Genomic DNA, 15808 nt, shown 5'->3' with positions numbered 1-15808 from the left:
TGAGCGACAGGCCCAGTTACGCGCTATCGCGATCTGTTCGCGGCTCTCAACCCGACTTCTTCAACACAATCAGCCCGGAGCCGCCACTAAGAAGTACTTTACCTTTCCTGAACCAGCCAGCGGATCCACCAGTAGGCGCTGGAGCTAGTTCGCCTCTGGTTCGACGGTCGTGAAGTAAGGGATATTGACCGAAGCCTATGAGCCGGGTTGCCAAGCAAGCAGTCACGGCTACGTTTATCGGGAATCTAATTTTCTTGAGCGATTTGATGAAAATCCAAGACTCTGCGTTGAGGGCTGAGCGGCAGATGTCAGGGATTGCTACTCGATGCTCCCACCTACCCGCTAAGCAGAAATGTATTTCCGTGAGCTGCGCAGGCGCATCGATCCTACTTTTGGCCTGGTCGGCTTCGGCTGCGGCGCAAGACAGCGATCCTATGCTCTTTCACGACGCGAACGGCCTCAAGGTGCGCGGCCACCTCCAGTTCGGCTTGAATGCAGTCGCCGAGGATAACCTTTTCTGGGATCTGGCCGCGGCAACGGCGCCTACCAATGGATTCGACGCGGATACTCAATGGTTGGAAGGCTACATCAAGCCTGGTCTCAGTTTCGAAAAGACCCTGGATGCCGGGACAGTCCTATATGGCAAGCTTTCTGCGGTAGCCTCCCATACTTGGGGAACCGACGCGTTCGACACGGGCGATACCGGTGCCGTGACCCTTGAGGAGGCATATCTCGGGATCCGTGGCGATCTTGGTGGCGAATGGTCTTATGATGTGTCGATCGGCGCGCGTGAGCTGACGCTTGGCACTGGCATGCTGATCGCGAACGGGGCGACCAGCGGTTTTGAGCGCGGCGCGCTAAAAATCGGCCCTCGCAAGGCGTGGGAGCGGTCTGCGATCGGGCGCCTTTCATACGGCAACGTAACCGGAACCGCCTTCTTTCTCGATCCGAACGAGTTGCCGTCAACCAACGGTGGCAACGAGCTTGGCGGTCTTGACTTGCGCTACGACGATCCCCGTGGCGGCTATCTCGGGGCAACTTTTGTCGAGGTTTTGAACTCCAACTCCCCATACCCACAAGCAGCTCCTGTCGGGAGCGGCAATCCTCCCAATGTGACACCTGGCGCCAGGGATGGCACGAAGACCCTCAACGTCTATGCCAAGACCAATCCCATTGAGGGTGCGCTTGAGAATTGGGCCTTTTCTGGAGAGTTTGCCTATCAGTGGAACGATCGTATCGACCTCGAAGCCTGGGCCGGACGCGTGACCGCAGGCTACACTTTCGCAGATCTGCCATGGTCGCCGAACTTCACGCTGGGGTATCAGACGTTTTCAGGTGACGATCCGAACACGACCCAGCTTGAGCGGTTCGATCCGCTCTATTACCAGGGCAGCCCCAGCGCCTGGGCCACGGGTTCGAAATCAGCGTCGACCTTCATCAATTCCAACGTGAACGCGCTGACGATGGCGCTCCGGGTCCAGCCGTCTCGTCAAGACACATGGACACTGCGCTACGCGCATATCCGGGCCAATGAGTTGAACAGTCCTGTCCAATTCGGCCAGGCAACCCGTGTCGATGTAAACGGGAATGTGGTCTCGGGTGTCACTGACAAACACCTCGCCGATGATCTGTTCCTCGAGTACAGCCGCATCATCAACAGAAACACTTTTCTCACGGCCGGTTTGTCCGTGTCCTTTCCGGGCGCGGGGATAGACAACGTGGTTGGCGGGAACGCACCAAATTGGACTGGAGGGTTCGTGAATGTCGTCTTCAACTTCTAAGCTCATCGCGTTGGCCGCGGGTGTCGTCATGGCTCTTGGCGTATCAAGCGGTGCAAACGCGCAATCAGCGCCTTTGTCAGCGCAGGAATCCGATCCCCGCGTCATGGGTTGGATGCAGGGCTTCCCCCCGCCGCCCGACAAGTTGATCACGCAGCCCGACAGCGTGTACTTCAGCTTCCCACGCCTGCGCTGGTCGGTCTGCCACCTGCGGGAGTTCCTTCCCACGGAAGAAATCAGCCGGGGAGTTGATGCGCCCACGCCGCTCTCATACCCCTCGCCGTCCAAGTTTGCCGATCTGGCTCGCGAGATCGACGCACTGACCTTCATGCCCATCGACGGCGATGCAGAGATGACATGGGAAGAGTCGCTCTTTGCCAATTACACCGATGGCATGCTGATTCTTCACAAGGGCGAGGTTGTGTACGAGCGCTACTTCGGCTGTCTCGAAGAGGACGGCAAACACGCGATCATGTCGATGACCAAATCGATCACTGGCCTCCTCGGCGAGATCCTCGTGGCCGAGGGTGTGCTGGACGATACGCTTCTCGTGCGTGACGTGATCCCCGAGATCGGTGACAGTGCCTTTGCCACAGCCACCGTGCGCGAGGTCATGGATATGACCACCGGTGTGCAGTACTCGGAGAATTACTCCGATCCCAACGCCGATATTTGGGTCTACTCGCGCGCCGCCAGCCCGCTCCCGAAGCCTGAAGGCTATGACGGGCCCGATGGCTACTGGGAATACCTGCAGCAGGTGAAGCCCGAAGGCGAACACGGGGACGCGTTTCACTACAAGACGATCAATTCCGACATGCTGGGTTGGATGATCAGCCGTGTCACAGGCAAGTCCGTGACTGATTTGGCGTCCGAGCGCCTCTGGCGTCAGATGGGAGCCGAACAGGATGCGTACCAGACTGTCGACGGCAAGGGCGTGCCATTCGCGGGCGGTGGCGTAACGGCAGGTCTGCGCGATCTCGGGCGGCTGGGGCAGCTGATGCTGAACGGCGGAGAGATCAATGGTAAGCGCCTGTTCCCGGTCGAGGTGGTCGAGACCATCGCGGCGGGCGGTGACCAGTCCAAGTTCGCCGGCTTTCCCACAATCCCGAATGGTAGCTACACGAGCCAGTGGTGGGTGTTTCACAACGATCACGGCGCCTATGCGGCCCGTGGCGTGCATGGCCAGACGATCTATGTAGACCCCACCGCCGAGATGGTTCTCGTCAGGGTCGCCTCCTATCCTCGCGCTCAGAACGGGTTCATCGACCCCACATCGCTGCCTGCCTATCAGGCTGTGGCAGAGTTCCTCATGTCGCGAGATTGATGATTACACCGACACCGCAGAACATGGAGCTGCGCGCGCGAGCCAGGACCGTTCGCGCAGCTTTCATATGGGTACTTGGCCTTGCGCTAATTGCTGTCTGTCTGATTGCCGGCCCTGCTCTTTCGCAGAATGAAGCGCCGGCTTCGGAGGAGGTCAAACTCGCGCCTGAACTGATCAATCCCGGTATCCCAATGGAGGAGCTGGCGCAAAGGGTGATTCCTCTCACTAAGGGCGAGCTCGATCCGCTTGCAAGAGCGTGGCTAAGCATCGTCCGATCGAAGACCGAGGAGATTGCACAACGCCAGGTCGAGCTGTTGAACGACCCCTCGGCGGCAAAAGATGCGGCCTTTCAGCAGCTCGCGGGTCTTGTCGAGGAGCGCGCGGGCCTGTTCGAACGTTTTTCGGCGATCGTCGACTCGCTTGAAAGCAAGGATGGCGATCCCGCAGTTGTATCAGAACTGCGCGCTTACAGGGATTCCGTGCTGTTCAACGAAACCATGCTCGCCAGCCCCAGGGCTATAGCTATCGCTTTTCTGACATGGCTCACCCGTGGGGATGGTGGGTTGGCCATTGCAAAGGATATCGGGGTCGCCATTCTGGCATTCTTGGCCCTTCTGTTCGTATCGCGCGCCGCGCAGGGGCTGGCACGGCGCTGGATCGGCCGGGTTCCAAACATATCCAGGCTCTTGGAAGCGTTTTTGGTCGGAGCAGTCTTCTGGCTGGTTATAGTGGTTGGACTGCTTTTCGTGCTGGCGGCTCTTGGCGTGAACGTCACCCCACTTTTCGCAATGATCGGTGGGGCCTCCTTTATCCTCGCATTCGCTTTTCAGGATACTCTCGGCAACCTCGCCAGCGGACTAATGATCATGATCAATCGTCCCTTCGATGAAGGTGACTATGTTCTCGTTGGAGGAGTTGGAGGCACCGTACAGTCCGTCAGCATCGTCGCAACGACTGTGACCACGCCCGACAACCAAGTGATTGTCATCCCGAACAAGAACGTGTGGGGCAACGTCATCACTAATGTCACCGCGAGTGCGACCCGGCGCGTGGACCTGGTGTTCGGGATATCCTACGAGGATGCGATCCCGGACGCGTTGCGCGTCATGGAGGAGACTGTGAAAGCGCATCCCCTCGTACTGAAAGACCCGGAGCCGATTATTCGCGTCCATGAATTGGGCGCCAGCTCCGTCAATTTCGTTTGTCGCCCATGGACGAAGACGTCGGATTACTGGACTGTCTATTGGGATCTCACGCATCGAATGAAAGAGGCCTTCGGTGAGGCTGGAATTTCGATTCCGTACCCTCAACAGGATGTACACATCCGGACAAGCACCGATTGATGCCTTTTGTCTGTGAGAGCTATGCCGAACAAGACACCTTTGAGGCTATCCAAGGTCCGTTTCGTCCGCATCTCGGACATCGGCGCCCGAAATCTCGCTGCACCAGCCACGAATGACCGCTATTCCTTCTAAGCTGCGGCTGTCAGACCAGATGCATTCATGCTGCATTTGCGACGGCTTCTGGTGCCGAAGACACGAAAGGAGCGCAGAAATAGTTTCACACCTGGCGAGAATTTTTCACGGCGATGCTCGCGAATGGCCGTGGATAAGCATTTTGCCCGTTGCAGGCGCGTGGAAGACGTCTGCAAGCGCCAGTACCCCAGACCGTTCTTTTGAGTGTCAGTCAGCAGGTCCTCGGTGCGGTCCCTGCAGCCGGAGCCACCGAAGCTTTTCCGCGCCGTCAGCGGTGGGTTCTGAGCCAGCCGAGGCTGTCCTCCGTCGCGGCAGCCGGGCGGTATTCGGCGCCAAGAGGGCGCGTCCATCCCATCTCGTCGATCGCGCGGAAGATGGTGGGATAGTCGAGTTCGCCGTGATCGGGGGCGCCGCGGTCGGGGACGGAGGCGAACTGGATGTGCCCGATATGGGGGCGGAGGTCGTGCAGGCGGGTGATGAGATCGCCCTCGGTGCGGCCGACATGGTAGCAGTCGAACATGATCTTGAGGTTCGGGGCCCCCAATTCGGCAATGATCGCCGCGGCCTGATCGGTCGTTCTGAGGAAGTACCGGGGGGCGTCGTGGCGGTTCAGGGGCTCGATCAGGAGGGTGATGTCGCGCGCTGCCGCAGCTTTTGCCGCGAAGGAGAGGTTTTCGAGGAAAGTTGCGTGGGCCGCGCTGCCCGCAGCGTTGCCGGCCATGACGTGCACGGCCTCTGCCGAAATGCCTTCGGCATAGTCGAGCGCCTCGGTGATGGCCGCGCGTGCCTCTGCCTCGCGGCCCGGGACGGCGGAGAGGCCGGCATCGCCCGCCGCCACATCGCCCCGCCGCGTGTTGAGGCCGAGCATCGGCAGGCCCGTTTCCTCCAGCGCTGCGCGGATGTCGGTGGCAGGGATGTCATAGGGCCAGTGGCATTCGACCGCGTCGAAACATGCCGCTTTCGCGGCGCGGATCGCATCGGGGAGCGGGCGATCCGTGAAGAGGAAGCCGAGATTGGCGGAAAAGCGGCTCAATCCTACCACTCCACATCGAAGCGGTCGACGACCGCACGCACCTGATCGGGCGAAAGCGTACGGGCGTTCGTGCCGCGAAGGATCAGCGCGAGGCGGGCGGTTTCCTCAAGCTCTTCGATCGCGGTGCATGCGGCTTCGACATCCTTGCCCGCGACCACGGGCCCGTGATGGGCGAGCATGACGGCGGAGCGCTTGCCTGCGAGCCCGCGCACCGCCGTTCCCATGGCCGGATCCCCGGGCAGGAAGAAAGGCAGAAGCTTCACGCGGCCGAGTTTCATGATGGCGTAGGGTGTGAGCGAGGGGAGGAAATCATCCGGGTCGGCATCCGGCATCATCGAGAGGGCCACGGAATGGCAGGAATGGAGGTGGACGACGGCACCCGCCGTGCTGCGCGTGTCGTAGAAGGCGGCGTGGAGGGGCATTTCCTTCGTCGGCGGATCGCCAGAGATCAGCGTGCCATTTGCGTCGAACCGGCTGAGGCGGGCGGGATCGAGGCGGCCGAAGCTTGTGCCCGTGGGCGAAACGAGGAGGCCGCCATCGCCGGTTCGGGCGGAGATGTTGCCGGTGCTGCCATGGGTCAGGCCCCGGTCGAAGAGCGACTTCGCAAGAAGGCAGATCTGTTCCCTGTGGGCGCTGTCGTTCATCCCCGTCCCTCCAGGACGCGGTCGGCCTTCTCGAAGAAATCATCGCCGCCGAAATTGCCGGATTTGAGCGCGACCACGAGATCGGGGCCGGCGCGCAGGGCGGGAACGCCCGGATCAATCTCGGGCCCGATTTCGAGCGTGTCGAGGGCGAGGCCTTCGACGATCGCGCCCGAAGTTTCGCCGCCCGCGGTGATGATCCGCCCTGCCCCGGCCTTCCGGGCAAGGCGGGCGACCTCGGCGAAGAAGGCCTCGAGCGCGGCCGAGGCGGTTTCGCGCCCGAAGCGGGATTGTACGGTCGCCACGACGCCGGGCTCGGCGGAGCTGTAGACGAGTGGTAGATCGTCCTGCGCCATGAGCCAGCCCGCGATTTCGGCGGCGGTGAGGCGGCCTTCGATCACATCTGCCGCCGCGATTTCGCGGGCCGGGAAACAGGCGCTGTGACGGGCGACCTGCGCCCGGGTCTGGGCCGAACAGGAACCCGACAGCGCGACGGCCTTGCCGCCCTGCCCCGTCCAGGCCGCTGTTCCGGAGGTGCAGCCGAAATTCGCGGGCAGCCCGAGCGCGACGCCCGACCCGCCGGTGATAAGCGGCAGATCGCGCGCGGCGCGGCCGATTTCCATGAGGTCGGCGTCACGGATCGCGTCGACGACGATGAGCCGCTTGCCGGCGGCATGTTCAGCCTCAAGCGCCGTTGCGATCTGTGCGGCCCCGGCAAAGACGGCAGCGGCCGGGACATGGCCCACCTTGTGCCGGGTCTGGGGGGCGAGCCAGCGGCGGATATCCGCATTCGTCATCGGGGTCAGCGGATGGTTTTCCATGCCTGACTCGTTCAGGAGACGGTCGTGGACGAAGAGATGCCCCTGATAGATCGAGCGCCCTGTTCCCGGGAAGGCCGGGCAGACGATGACCTTGTGGGCATCAAGCGCCTCGGCCAAAGCATCGGCGACCGGCCCGATATTGCCTTCGGGCGTGGAATCGAAGGTGGAGCAGTACTTGAAGAAGATCTGGGTGCAGCCCTGGGCGCGCAGCCAGTTGAGGGCCGCGAGGGATTGCGCAACCGCCTCTGCCGGGTCGATCGACCGGGATTTGAGGGCGACCACGCCGGCATCGACATCCGGGCCGGCGGGAGTATCGGGCACGCCGGTGTATTGCACCGTGCGCATGCCGCCTTTGGCCAGTGTGTTGGCAAGGTCGCTCGACCCCGTGAAATCGTCACCGATACATCCCAGGCGCATCAGGTTTCTCCCGGCAGGGTGAGCCCGGCGTTCCGGGCATAGACCTTGGCGACGGCGGCATCGTCCTCCAGTCCGAGGCCCATGCCAGCGGCGGCGAGGAACTGTTGCAGGGCGGCGGCGGTAATGGGGGCGCTGAATTTGGCCTCGCGCGCGATATCGAGAACGATTCCAAGATCTTTAGGCCAGATATTCACCTGACTTAACGGTGTGTAATCGCCCGAGACGATGTGCGGCGCGCGGTTCTCGAGCATCCAGCTTGTGCCGGCGCATTTGCTGATGACGTCGACGAATTTTTCCGGGCTGACGCCCTGCGTCATGCCGAAGGTCAGCGCCTCTGCCATGGTGGCGATGTGAACGCCGGCGAGAAGCTGGTTCACCGCCTTCATCGCCGAACCCGGGCCTGCACTGTCGCCCAGTTCGAAGACGGTTTCCGCGGCGGCATCAAGAACGGGGCGAGCCGCGGCGAAGGCCTCTGCCGTACCGGAGGCCATGACGGACAGCGCGCCCCGGGCCGCCTTGGCCGCACCGCCGGAAATCGGGGCGTCGAGGTATTGGAGACCGAGGGCCTGACAGCGCGCTTCCATCTCGCGGGCAAAGGCCGGGGGCACTGTGGCGCAGGCGATGACGGCGGCGCCGCGACGAAGCGACAGGGCGATGCCCTGGGTGCCGAAGAGCACGTCTTCTGTCTGGGACGCGTTCAGCACCACCACAACCACGGCGTCGAGCGTCGGCGCGGCAGACGACAGGGGTTCGACCAATCCGCCTTCCCCCTGAAAGCGCTGCATCTGCGCTGGTGCGATGTCGTGGCCCAGCGTTTCGTGGCCCGCGCGCAGGCAGGATTGCGCGATCCCGTAGCCCATTGAGCCGAGACCGATGACGGCAGTGCGGTGCGATCCGCCCATGTGACTCTCCCTGTCTTTCTCACAGCATTAGGGCGTTTCGCGGGACGTTTCGAGAGCCGTTGCCCACCCGCGATGAAGAAAACATCACCCGCGCATGCCCCTGTTCCGAAAACGCATCATCCATTCCGGAAACAGTCCGTCGCCTGCCGCGCGACCGAAAAAGTCTTTGCGACATCCGATGGTTGTATGGTTAATTTCACGAACGCGCCCTTCGTTTTTCGGGCGCGTGTCTTTGGGTTCTCATCTGCCGCCACCGCCGGCGGGAGTTGTGAAGGGGGACAGGAATGCATTTGAAGGCCGCCTTCAGGGCGCAGGTAATCATTGTAAAGACGGTCGCGATCGCGGCGTTTTCCTGTGCGGCCTGGGCGCCGCCCGCGTTTTCGGAAACGATCAGTGAAGCGGTGCGGCGCGCGGTTCTGAACAACAATGCGCGGAAAGCGGCGATCGCATCGATCGAGGCGCAGGGCAACCAGGTAGGCATCGCGCAAGGCGCGCGCGCCCCGAGCATCGCTCTGTTCGGAGAGGCGGCGGCGGAGACGGTGGACGACCCCAGCTCGCTTTCGCTGGCGGATAACGATGACCTTAAACTCGCGCGCCAGCTTTCCCTTGGCGTCGAGTTTCCGCTTCTCGACGGGATGCGGTCGCTCAATGCCGTGTACCGGGAGGCCACGCTTCTGGATGCCGAGATCATCCGGCTGTCGGACGAGACCGAGACGCTCGCGCTGAATGCCGTGCAGGCCTATATCGACGTGGCGCGGCACCGGCGTGTTGTGGCGCTTGCAGATCGCAACATCCGGGTGCACCAGAGGATCCGGGGCCAGGTGGAACAGCAGGTGGTGGGCGGAAGCCTGCCCGAGGCCGATCTTCTGAGCGCCGATGACAAGGTGTTCGAGGCGCGGCTGGCAAAGGCGGAGGCCGAGGCGGCACTTGGCAATGCCCTGTCCTCCTTCCAGTTCGTCGTGGGCACCCCGCCGCGGGGCGCCCTGTCGCTGACGTCGAATGGGGTTCTGCCCCGCTCCGTCGCGGCGGCCGAGGCGGCGGCTGTGGCGAACAGCTTTCGCCTGAAAGTCGCGCAGAAGGAAATCGAAGCCCTGACCTACAAGGGCAAGATCGACGATGCGGAATGGCGCCCCAAGGTTTCGCTCTTCGCCGGGGCGGAGGTGGGCCATGATCTGGACGGGTCGTCGGGGCATGAGGAGACACTGCGCGCCGGGGTGCGGCTGAACTGGACGCTTCATCAGGGCAAGAAGCGCGCGGCGACGGCGGCGCGGAACCACGACCTCGTGATGCGAGCGCATTACCGTAAGAAGCAGATGGAAGGCGAAGTGCGGGATTTCGTGCGGCGGTCGTGGAACACCTACCGCACCTCGGCCGAGCGGCGCGGGCTTCTGACCCGGTCGGTCGAGAATAGCACCCAGATCGCCGCCGCCTATAGCCGGGACTTCGAGGCGGCGAAGCGACCGCTGCTTCAGGTTCTGGATGCCGAGCGGGACCTGTTCAATCTCAAGGTACAACTGATCAATGCCGAGGCCGCGACGGCTTTTCAATCCTACCGGGTGCTCGCCGCACAGAACACGCTAGCACGCCATTTCGGGCTGAGCGCGGCCAATAGGGCGCTGATCCCGAATTACGAGGCGCGGGTGAAGGCCGAGCCGCGCAAAGGCTTCGACATTTCGACGCCGGATCTGCAGTAGCCGACTGCCGATGGATGGCGGCGGCGACAGCAGTGTGAGATCGGGAAGCCCGGTTTTCGCCGCTGTCGCCTGGATGGCGCGCCACCATGCCCTGCCCGTCACCGAAGCCGCCCTGAACGAACGCCTGCCCGCGGGCTATGCCGAGGGTGGCGCGGAAGGGCTGGCGCGGGCGCTGGACGCCGTGGGCCTGAAATCGCGGCTTCTGGCACGCCAGCCGATGCGGATCGACCCCGGAAGCCTGCCAGCGATCCTTTTCACCAAAGGCGGCGCCCCACGTATTCTTGTGGGGATCGACGAGAAAAAGCGTATTGGCGCTTTGCTGGACCCGGAAACCGGCGAGGCGGAGGAGTTGGGCTTTGCGGAGCTGAGGCGGGGCTTCGAGCCGCGCGTTCTTCTGACCGCGCCCAAGGTGGCGGCGACCTCGACGCGGCTGAGCCCTGAGGCGCGCGGCCTGTCGCCGGAGGGCGGCCACTGGCTTTGGTCCGAACTTGCGCGGCACAAGGGGGCGTGGGTGCAGGTGGTCGTCGCCGCGCTTGGCGTGAACCTCGCCGGGCTTGCCCTGCCGATCTTCATCATGAATGTCTTCGACCGGGTCATTCCGAACCTCGCCTTCGTGACCCTCGTGACGCTGGCGATCGGGGTGGCGCTGGCGCTGGCGCTGGATCTGATCCTCAGGCTTCTGCGGGGCGCGATCATTCAGCGGGTGTCCCGGCGGGCGGATCTTGCGATGGCCTCTCACCTCTTCGGTCAGGCGATGAGCCAGCGTCTGCTAGCGCGCAAGGGCGGGTCAGCCGCCGCAATCACGAACCTGCGCGATCTTGAGTTCGTGCGGGATTTCTTCACCTCGTCGACGCTCGTTTCGCTGATCGACCTGGCTTTCGTGGGGGTTTTCCTGGGCGTTCTGGCGCTGATCGTCGGGCCCCTTGCCTGGGTCCCGACGATCGCCATTCCGATCATCCTGATCATCGCTTTCCTCGCCCAGGTGCCGATCGGGCGATCGGTGCAGCAGGCCCAGCAGATGAACGTGAAGCGGAACGTCGTGCTGATCGAGGCCATGACGGGGCTCGAGACGGTGAAAAGCGTGGGGGCCGAGCCGGTGATGCAGCGGGAGTGGGAGAATGCCGTCGCTGCCTCTTCCCGCGTGTCGGCGCGGATGCGCAACTGGTCGACCTTCGCCTTTGCCGCCACCGCCTTCATCCAGCAGGCGGTGAGTGTGGGGATCATCGTCTGGGGGGTGTTCCTCGTCTCGGCCGGGACCGTGACACTGGGCGCGCTGATCGCCGCGAATATCCTGGCAGGCCGGGTTCTGGCGCCGCTGGCAGGGATCGCACAGACCGTGTTTCGCGCTAATATGGCGCTGTCAGCGAAGCGATCGATCGACGGCTTCGTCGAGACCGAGGTGGAGCGGCGCGACACGCTTCGCAGCGATCTGAGGGTACGGGACGGCAAAGTCACGCTTCAGAACGTCACCTTCACATATCCCGGCACGACCGTCAGTGCGGTGACCGAGTTTTCGGCAGAGTTCGCACCCGGAAGCACCACCGCCCTTCTGGGAAGGATCGGATCGGGGAAATCGACGCTCGGCAAGCTGATCAACGGGCTTTATTCCGCCGAAATCGGGAGCATCCTGATTGACGGGCACGAGATCGCGCAATTCGAGCCAGCCGAGTTGCGGCAGGGTATCGGATACCTGCCGCAGGACCCGGTGCTGTTCACCGGTACGTTGCGGGAGAACCTTCTGATCGGCACGGGATCTGCGAGTGACGATGAAATCATGCGGGCGCTTTACATCGCCGGGATCGACGGGTTCGTGGCCGGTCTGCCCCAAGGACTGAACTTCTTTGCCGGCGAAAAAGGAGAGCGTCTTTCGGGCGGGCAGCGGCAGGCGCTGGCGCTGGCGCGGGTTCTTCTGCGGCGTCCGAAGTTCCTGTTCCTCGATGAGCCGACAAACGCTATGGATCACCAGACCGAGGCGCTGGTGATCGAGCGGTTGCAGGAATTGCAGCGCGAGGGAACGGGGATGATCCTGTCGACGCACCGGATGTCGCTGGCCGATATCGCGCCCCGGTTCATCGTGATCGAAAAGGGCCGCAAGGTGATCGACGGCCCAAAGGCAGAGGTGATCGCGCGGCTGAGCCAGCCCGCCCCCAGGGACGACGGGGCGGACGGCTGATGTTTACGATGAACAGCGTGGACGAGGAATTCGTGAACCGCCCCGGCGGGCGGGATGCAGGGCGCGGGATCTGGATGCTTCTGGTGGCCGCGATTGCCGTGATCGCCGGATTCATCGGATGGGCCGCGATCTACGAGATCGAAGAGGTGACGCGTGCGACTGGCCGCGTGGTGCCGAGTTCCCAGGTGCAATCGGTGCAGACGGCGGAAGGCGGCATCGTTTCGGTGATCGCCGTTGCCGAGGGCGATGTCGTCGAGGCGGGACAGGTGATGTTCCAGATCGACGACACCTCGGTTCAGTCGAGCCTCGGGGAATTGGAACAGCGGTTTCAGGCGCTGACCGCGGAACGCGCGCGGCTTGAGGCCGAGGCTGTGAAGGCGAAGGCCCTGTCTTTCCCCGAGGGTGTGCCGCTTAACGCCAGCGTCGTCGCTGCAGAAACCGCGATCTTCGCATCCCGGAAAGCGCAGCTGGAGCTTGAACTCAACGTCCTGCGCAACGTCCTGTCGCAGCGGGAGGCGGAGCTGGCCGAACTGATCGCCACGCGTGAGCGGCTCGAGGCCGTGGCCCAGCCCCTGCGGCGGGAGGTGGAGATTTCCGAAGGCCTGTTCCGCGATGGCGCATTTTCCGAGATCGAGATCCTGCGGCTTCGGGGCGATCTGGCGCGGGTTGAGGGCGATCTAACGGTGTCGCGCGCGTCGGAAGGCCGGATCCTGGCGGGGATCGAGGAGATCCGCACACAGATGGAGGCCGCCCGCGCATCCTACAGCCTGACCGCGCAGGAGCGGATGGCGGATGTCATCGGCGATCTCGCGATCGTCGAGGAAAGCCTGCGCGCCGCCCGCGCACGGGTGTCGCGCACCGCGCTTCGTGCCCCGGTGCGCGGCACGATCAACCGGGTACACGTAACGAATGTGGGCGGCGTGGTGCAGCCGGGTATGGCGTTGGCAGAAATCGTGCCTCTGGACGACACGCTTCTGATCGAGGCCGAGGTGCGGCCCCGCGACGTGGCCTTCGTGCGGGTCGACGCGGCCGCCTCCGTCAAGATCACCGCTTATGATTACCTGCGCTATGGCGACCTGCCCGCACGCGTCGAACGGATCGGCGCGGATGCGCTTCAGACAACCGATGGCGAGCCCTATTTCCAGGTCATGCTCAGGACCGATACGAACACCCTTTCGGGGGAAGACGGGACGCTCAGCATCTCACCGGGCATGATCGCGAGTATCGACATCCAGAGCGGGCGAAAGACCGTGCTGGAGTACCTCGTGCAGCCCGTGGTGCGCGCCCAGCACGAGGCCTTGCGCGAGCGTTGAGGCGGAAATGGCCGGCCCCGGAAACAGTGTGGTGACGATTTCCGCAAGCTCTTGCCGACAAATACCTTGTTTTTCTTCGTCTTACGGGCTGTAATCGGGCTCTGGGGGCACCTCGAGCCAATAACATGAACCGAAGCCTGACCTTGTCTGACGGTGGCATGGCCTGGGTCTATTTCTATTTTGGGTCGGACATTTATGTACAAAAGCGATATTTCAGCGAGCGCAGATGGTACTTCGGAACAGATCGTTCTGGCAGAGCCCGGGCAGATTTCCCTTCCAGGCACAGAGGCGCTGTTCCGATCTGAGTTTTCCCAGGACGGCCCCGATCTGATCGTATCCTTCGAGGGCGCGCCTACGATCCGAGTGGCGGGCTATTTCAACGAGGCCGCGCCACCCGACCTGATCGCCCCGAACGGCGCGGTGCTTTACGGCGCGAATGTTTCACGTCTTGCCGGGGCCGGGACGGAGACGCGGGAGGCCTTTCTTCACGACAACAACACCGGCGGCACCGGGGGGGGTGCGGATGATGCGTCGGTCGTGCCCGCCGTGGTCGAGCTGGAGGCGATCGGTCAGGTCGAGACGATCGTCGGCCTCGTCCGCGTTACGAGGTTCGACGGCAGCGTCGAGTCGCTTTCAGAAGGCGATCTTCTGTTCCAGAACGACGTGGTCGAAACCGGCATCGACGCCCGCGTGTCGCTGACCTTCGTCGATGGCACAATCTTTTCGATGTCGCCGAGTTCGCGCATGGCGCTCGACCAGGTGGTGTTCAATCCCAATGCCACCGACAACTCCGCCACCTTCAACCTGATCGAAGGCGGCTTCGTCTTCATCGCCGGTCAGGTGGCGCGAACGGGCGGCATCGACATTCAAACGCCGACAGCGAGCCTCGGGATCCGCGGGACGAGCGGGCTGATCCAGATGATCGCCACCGACGGCGTGCTGGAGGTCCTGGTGTCGCTTCTCGAAGACCCGGACGGCGGCGTGGGCGTCATCGAGTTGCGGGACCTTAACGGAAACCTGATCGCGACCCTGACCGAGACTGACACCTCGTGGATCGTGTCGCCCGAAGTGGGGGGCACCCGCGAGATCCCGCGCGAGGCGGCGGAGGATCTGAGTGACACGGCGCTGATCGCCCAGGCGCTCGGGGCCTATCAGCAGGCTACGGCCCGGGTTCAGAACGGGGGCACTTTCGTGGTGCGCCAGGCGAATACGGGGGATGACCAGCCGGGCGATGCGCCCCCGGGTGATGGCGGCGGCGGCGCGCCGGGTGGCGAGGCGCCAAATGGCGGGACGGCCCCTGGCGCGCAGGACGGCGAAGAGACCGAGGGCACGGAAGAAGGCGGCGAAGATGCGCCGGCACCGGATGAGACCGAGGAAGATGGCGAGACCGAGGACGAGGCGGCCCTCGAACCCACCGCACCGACCGGGGCAGCAACCGCCGATGCGGCGACCGAGTCCACCGGTGGCGACACCGCTTCGGGCACGGTCTTAAGCACGGCTGGCACAGAAACCGGCGGGACAGATGGCGGCACGGGCACGGCGGCGCCCGATGGCGGAACGACGCAAACCGCACCCGAAGAGGGCGACGCCACCCAGCCTTCAGGCGATCAGCAGGGCAGCCTCGACGCGCCCACAACGATCCAGACCGCCTCGTTCGACTCGAACGTGGGCGACAGCAGCTTCACCCTGACCGGTGGCACCTTGCCCGACAGCGGGCTCGACGGAGAGCCGGATGCGGGCGGGCTCGGCGACACGACGCCCCCTTCGCCCACGGCCACATCGTCCGGCGGTTCAGGCACCGGCACCGGCGGCACTGACTCCGAACCGGTGACCGATGCCGGCACCAGTCCCCCGGTCGTGAGCGCCCCGACCTCGAACGATCCGCCGCCGAATGCGCCGCCCACAGCCCCGGGGGGGGGGCTCGAGGTGGATGTGGACGACGGAATGGCGACGGCCACCCTTCCGGGATCGGATCCGAACGGAGACACGGTGACCTTCGCCGTGCTCACACAGCCCGAAAGCGGTACGGTTATTTTGACGGATGCCGCGACCGGCGCCTACGAATACACGCCTGATCCGGATTTCACCGGAACGGACAGCTTCACCTACAGCGTGACCGATGACGGGGGGCTGACGACCACAGGTACGATCACCCTGACTACCGTCTCCAATCCGGTCGATGTCGCGCCCACGGTCGAACTGACCAACCCGGTCACCGAGATCCCCGAGGATCAAGA

At 63.7% G+C, this 15808-nt stretch carries 11 protein-coding genes; 7 read left to right on the top strand and 4 right to left on the bottom strand.

The annotated features are described in order from the left end of the window. Positions 1-434: 434 nt before the first annotated feature. From RXV90_RS25205 to RXV90_RS25195, 3 genes are all read left to right on the top strand, one after another. The gene (locus RXV90_RS25205; RefSeq protein ID WP_316653091.1) at positions 435-1781 is read left to right on the top strand and encodes an alginate export family protein; all 1347 of its coding nucleotides are present in this window, start codon (positions 435-437) and stop codon (positions 1779-1781) included. Positions 1782-1893: 112 nt separating this feature from the next. Further along, a complete protein-coding gene (locus RXV90_RS25200; protein ID WP_316653089.1) occupies positions 1894-3102 on the top strand; it encodes a serine hydrolase in 1209 nt (402 codons plus the stop codon). Between the two features lie 23 nt (positions 3103-3125). Next, complete coding sequence (locus tag RXV90_RS25195; protein ID WP_316653087.1) at positions 3126-4445, top strand: mechanosensitive ion channel family protein; 1320 nt, start codon at positions 3126-3128, stop codon at positions 4443-4445. A 400-nt stretch (positions 4446-4845) separates the two neighbouring features. Here RXV90_RS25195 and RXV90_RS25190 read toward each other — a convergent pair whose 3' ends face one another. Genes RXV90_RS25190 through ltnD form a run of 4 tightly spaced genes read right to left on the bottom strand, consistent with a single transcriptional unit; the run spans position 4846 to position 8391 of the window. After that, a complete protein-coding gene (locus tag RXV90_RS25190; protein WP_316653085.1) occupies positions 4846-5610 on the bottom strand; it encodes a hydroxypyruvate isomerase family protein in 765 nt (254 codons plus the stop codon). A gap of 2 nt (positions 5611-5612) precedes the next feature. Next, positions 5613-6254: a 3-oxo-tetronate 4-phosphate decarboxylase gene (otnC, locus tag RXV90_RS25185; RefSeq protein WP_316653083.1), complete on the bottom strand. Its 642-nt coding sequence runs from the start codon at positions 6252-6254 to the stop codon at positions 5613-5615. Continuing rightward, positions 6251-7489, bottom strand: a complete 1239-nt coding sequence (gene otnK, locus RXV90_RS25180) for a 3-oxo-tetronate kinase (protein WP_316653081.1) — start codon at positions 7487-7489, stop codon at positions 6251-6253. Before otnK ends, otnC begins: the two co-directional genes overlap by 4 nt. Continuing rightward, positions 7489-8391 (bottom strand): L-threonate dehydrogenase, encoded by a 903-nt coding sequence (gene ltnD / locus RXV90_RS25175; RefSeq protein ID WP_316653079.1) that lies wholly within the window; start codon positions 8389-8391, stop codon positions 7489-7491. Before ltnD ends, otnK begins: the two co-directional genes overlap by 1 nt. Before the next feature lie 284 nt (positions 8392-8675). Between ltnD and RXV90_RS25170 the strand changes: the two genes are divergently transcribed. From RXV90_RS25170 to RXV90_RS25155, 4 genes are all read left to right on the top strand, one after another. Then, positions 8676-10085 carry a TolC family protein gene (locus RXV90_RS25170; RefSeq protein ID WP_316653076.1) on the top strand — a complete coding sequence of 470 codons (1410 nt, stop codon included), beginning with the start codon at positions 8676-8678 and terminating at the stop codon, positions 10083-10085. A gap of 10 nt (positions 10086-10095) precedes the next feature. Further along, complete coding sequence (locus tag RXV90_RS25165; protein ID WP_316653074.1) at positions 10096-12258, top strand: type I secretion system permease/ATPase; 2163 nt, start codon at positions 10096-10098, stop codon at positions 12256-12258. Beyond that, complete coding sequence (locus RXV90_RS25160; protein WP_316653072.1) at positions 12258-13571, top strand: HlyD family type I secretion periplasmic adaptor subunit; 1314 nt, start codon at positions 12258-12260, stop codon at positions 13569-13571. Before RXV90_RS25165 ends, RXV90_RS25160 begins: the two co-directional genes overlap by 1 nt. 195 nt (positions 13572-13766) lie before the next feature. Beyond that, a partial coding sequence (locus RXV90_RS25155) for an Ig-like domain-containing protein (RefSeq protein WP_316653071.1) occupies positions 13767-15808 on the top strand: 2042 nt, incomplete at its 3' end.

It is taken from the genome of Ovoidimarina sediminis (genome assembly GCF_032586175.1).
In the GTDB taxonomy this organism is placed as follows: Bacteria; Pseudomonadota; Alphaproteobacteria; order Rhodobacterales; family Rhodobacteraceae; genus Ovoidimarina; species Ovoidimarina sediminis.
Note: the sequence above shows the minus strand (reverse complement) of the source record. Positions and strands in the feature narration are given on the sequence as shown.

Excerpts from the sequence above, each read along its gene's own strand:
- RXV90_RS25205 (WP_316653091.1), top strand. The coding sequence starts at position 435 with ATGCTCTTTCACGACGCGAACGGCCTCAAGGTGCGCGGCCACCTCCAG.
- RXV90_RS25200 (WP_316653089.1), top strand. The coding sequence starts at position 1,894 with ATGCAGGGCTTCCCCCCGCCGCCCGACAAGTTGATCACGCAGCCCGAC.
- RXV90_RS25195 (WP_316653087.1), top strand. The coding sequence starts at position 3,126 with ATGGAGCTGCGCGCGCGAGCCAGGACCGTTCGCGCAGCTTTCATATGG.
- otnC (WP_316653083.1), bottom strand. The coding sequence starts at position 6,254 with ATGAACGACAGCGCCCACAGGGAACAGATCTGCCTTCTTGCGAAGTCG.
- otnK (WP_316653081.1), bottom strand. The coding sequence starts at position 7,489 with ATGCGCCTGGGATGTATCGGTGACGATTTCACGGGGTCGAGCGACCTT.
- ltnD (WP_316653079.1), bottom strand. The coding sequence starts at position 8,391 with ATGGGCGGATCGCACCGCACTGCCGTCATCGGTCTCGGCTCAATGGGC.
- RXV90_RS25170 (WP_316653076.1), top strand. The coding sequence starts at position 8,676 with ATGCATTTGAAGGCCGCCTTCAGGGCGCAGGTAATCATTGTAAAGACG.
- RXV90_RS25165 (WP_316653074.1), top strand. The coding sequence starts at position 10,096 with ATGGATGGCGGCGGCGACAGCAGTGTGAGATCGGGAAGCCCGGTTTTC.
- RXV90_RS25160 (WP_316653072.1), top strand. The coding sequence starts at position 12,258 with ATGTTTACGATGAACAGCGTGGACGAGGAATTCGTGAACCGCCCCGGC.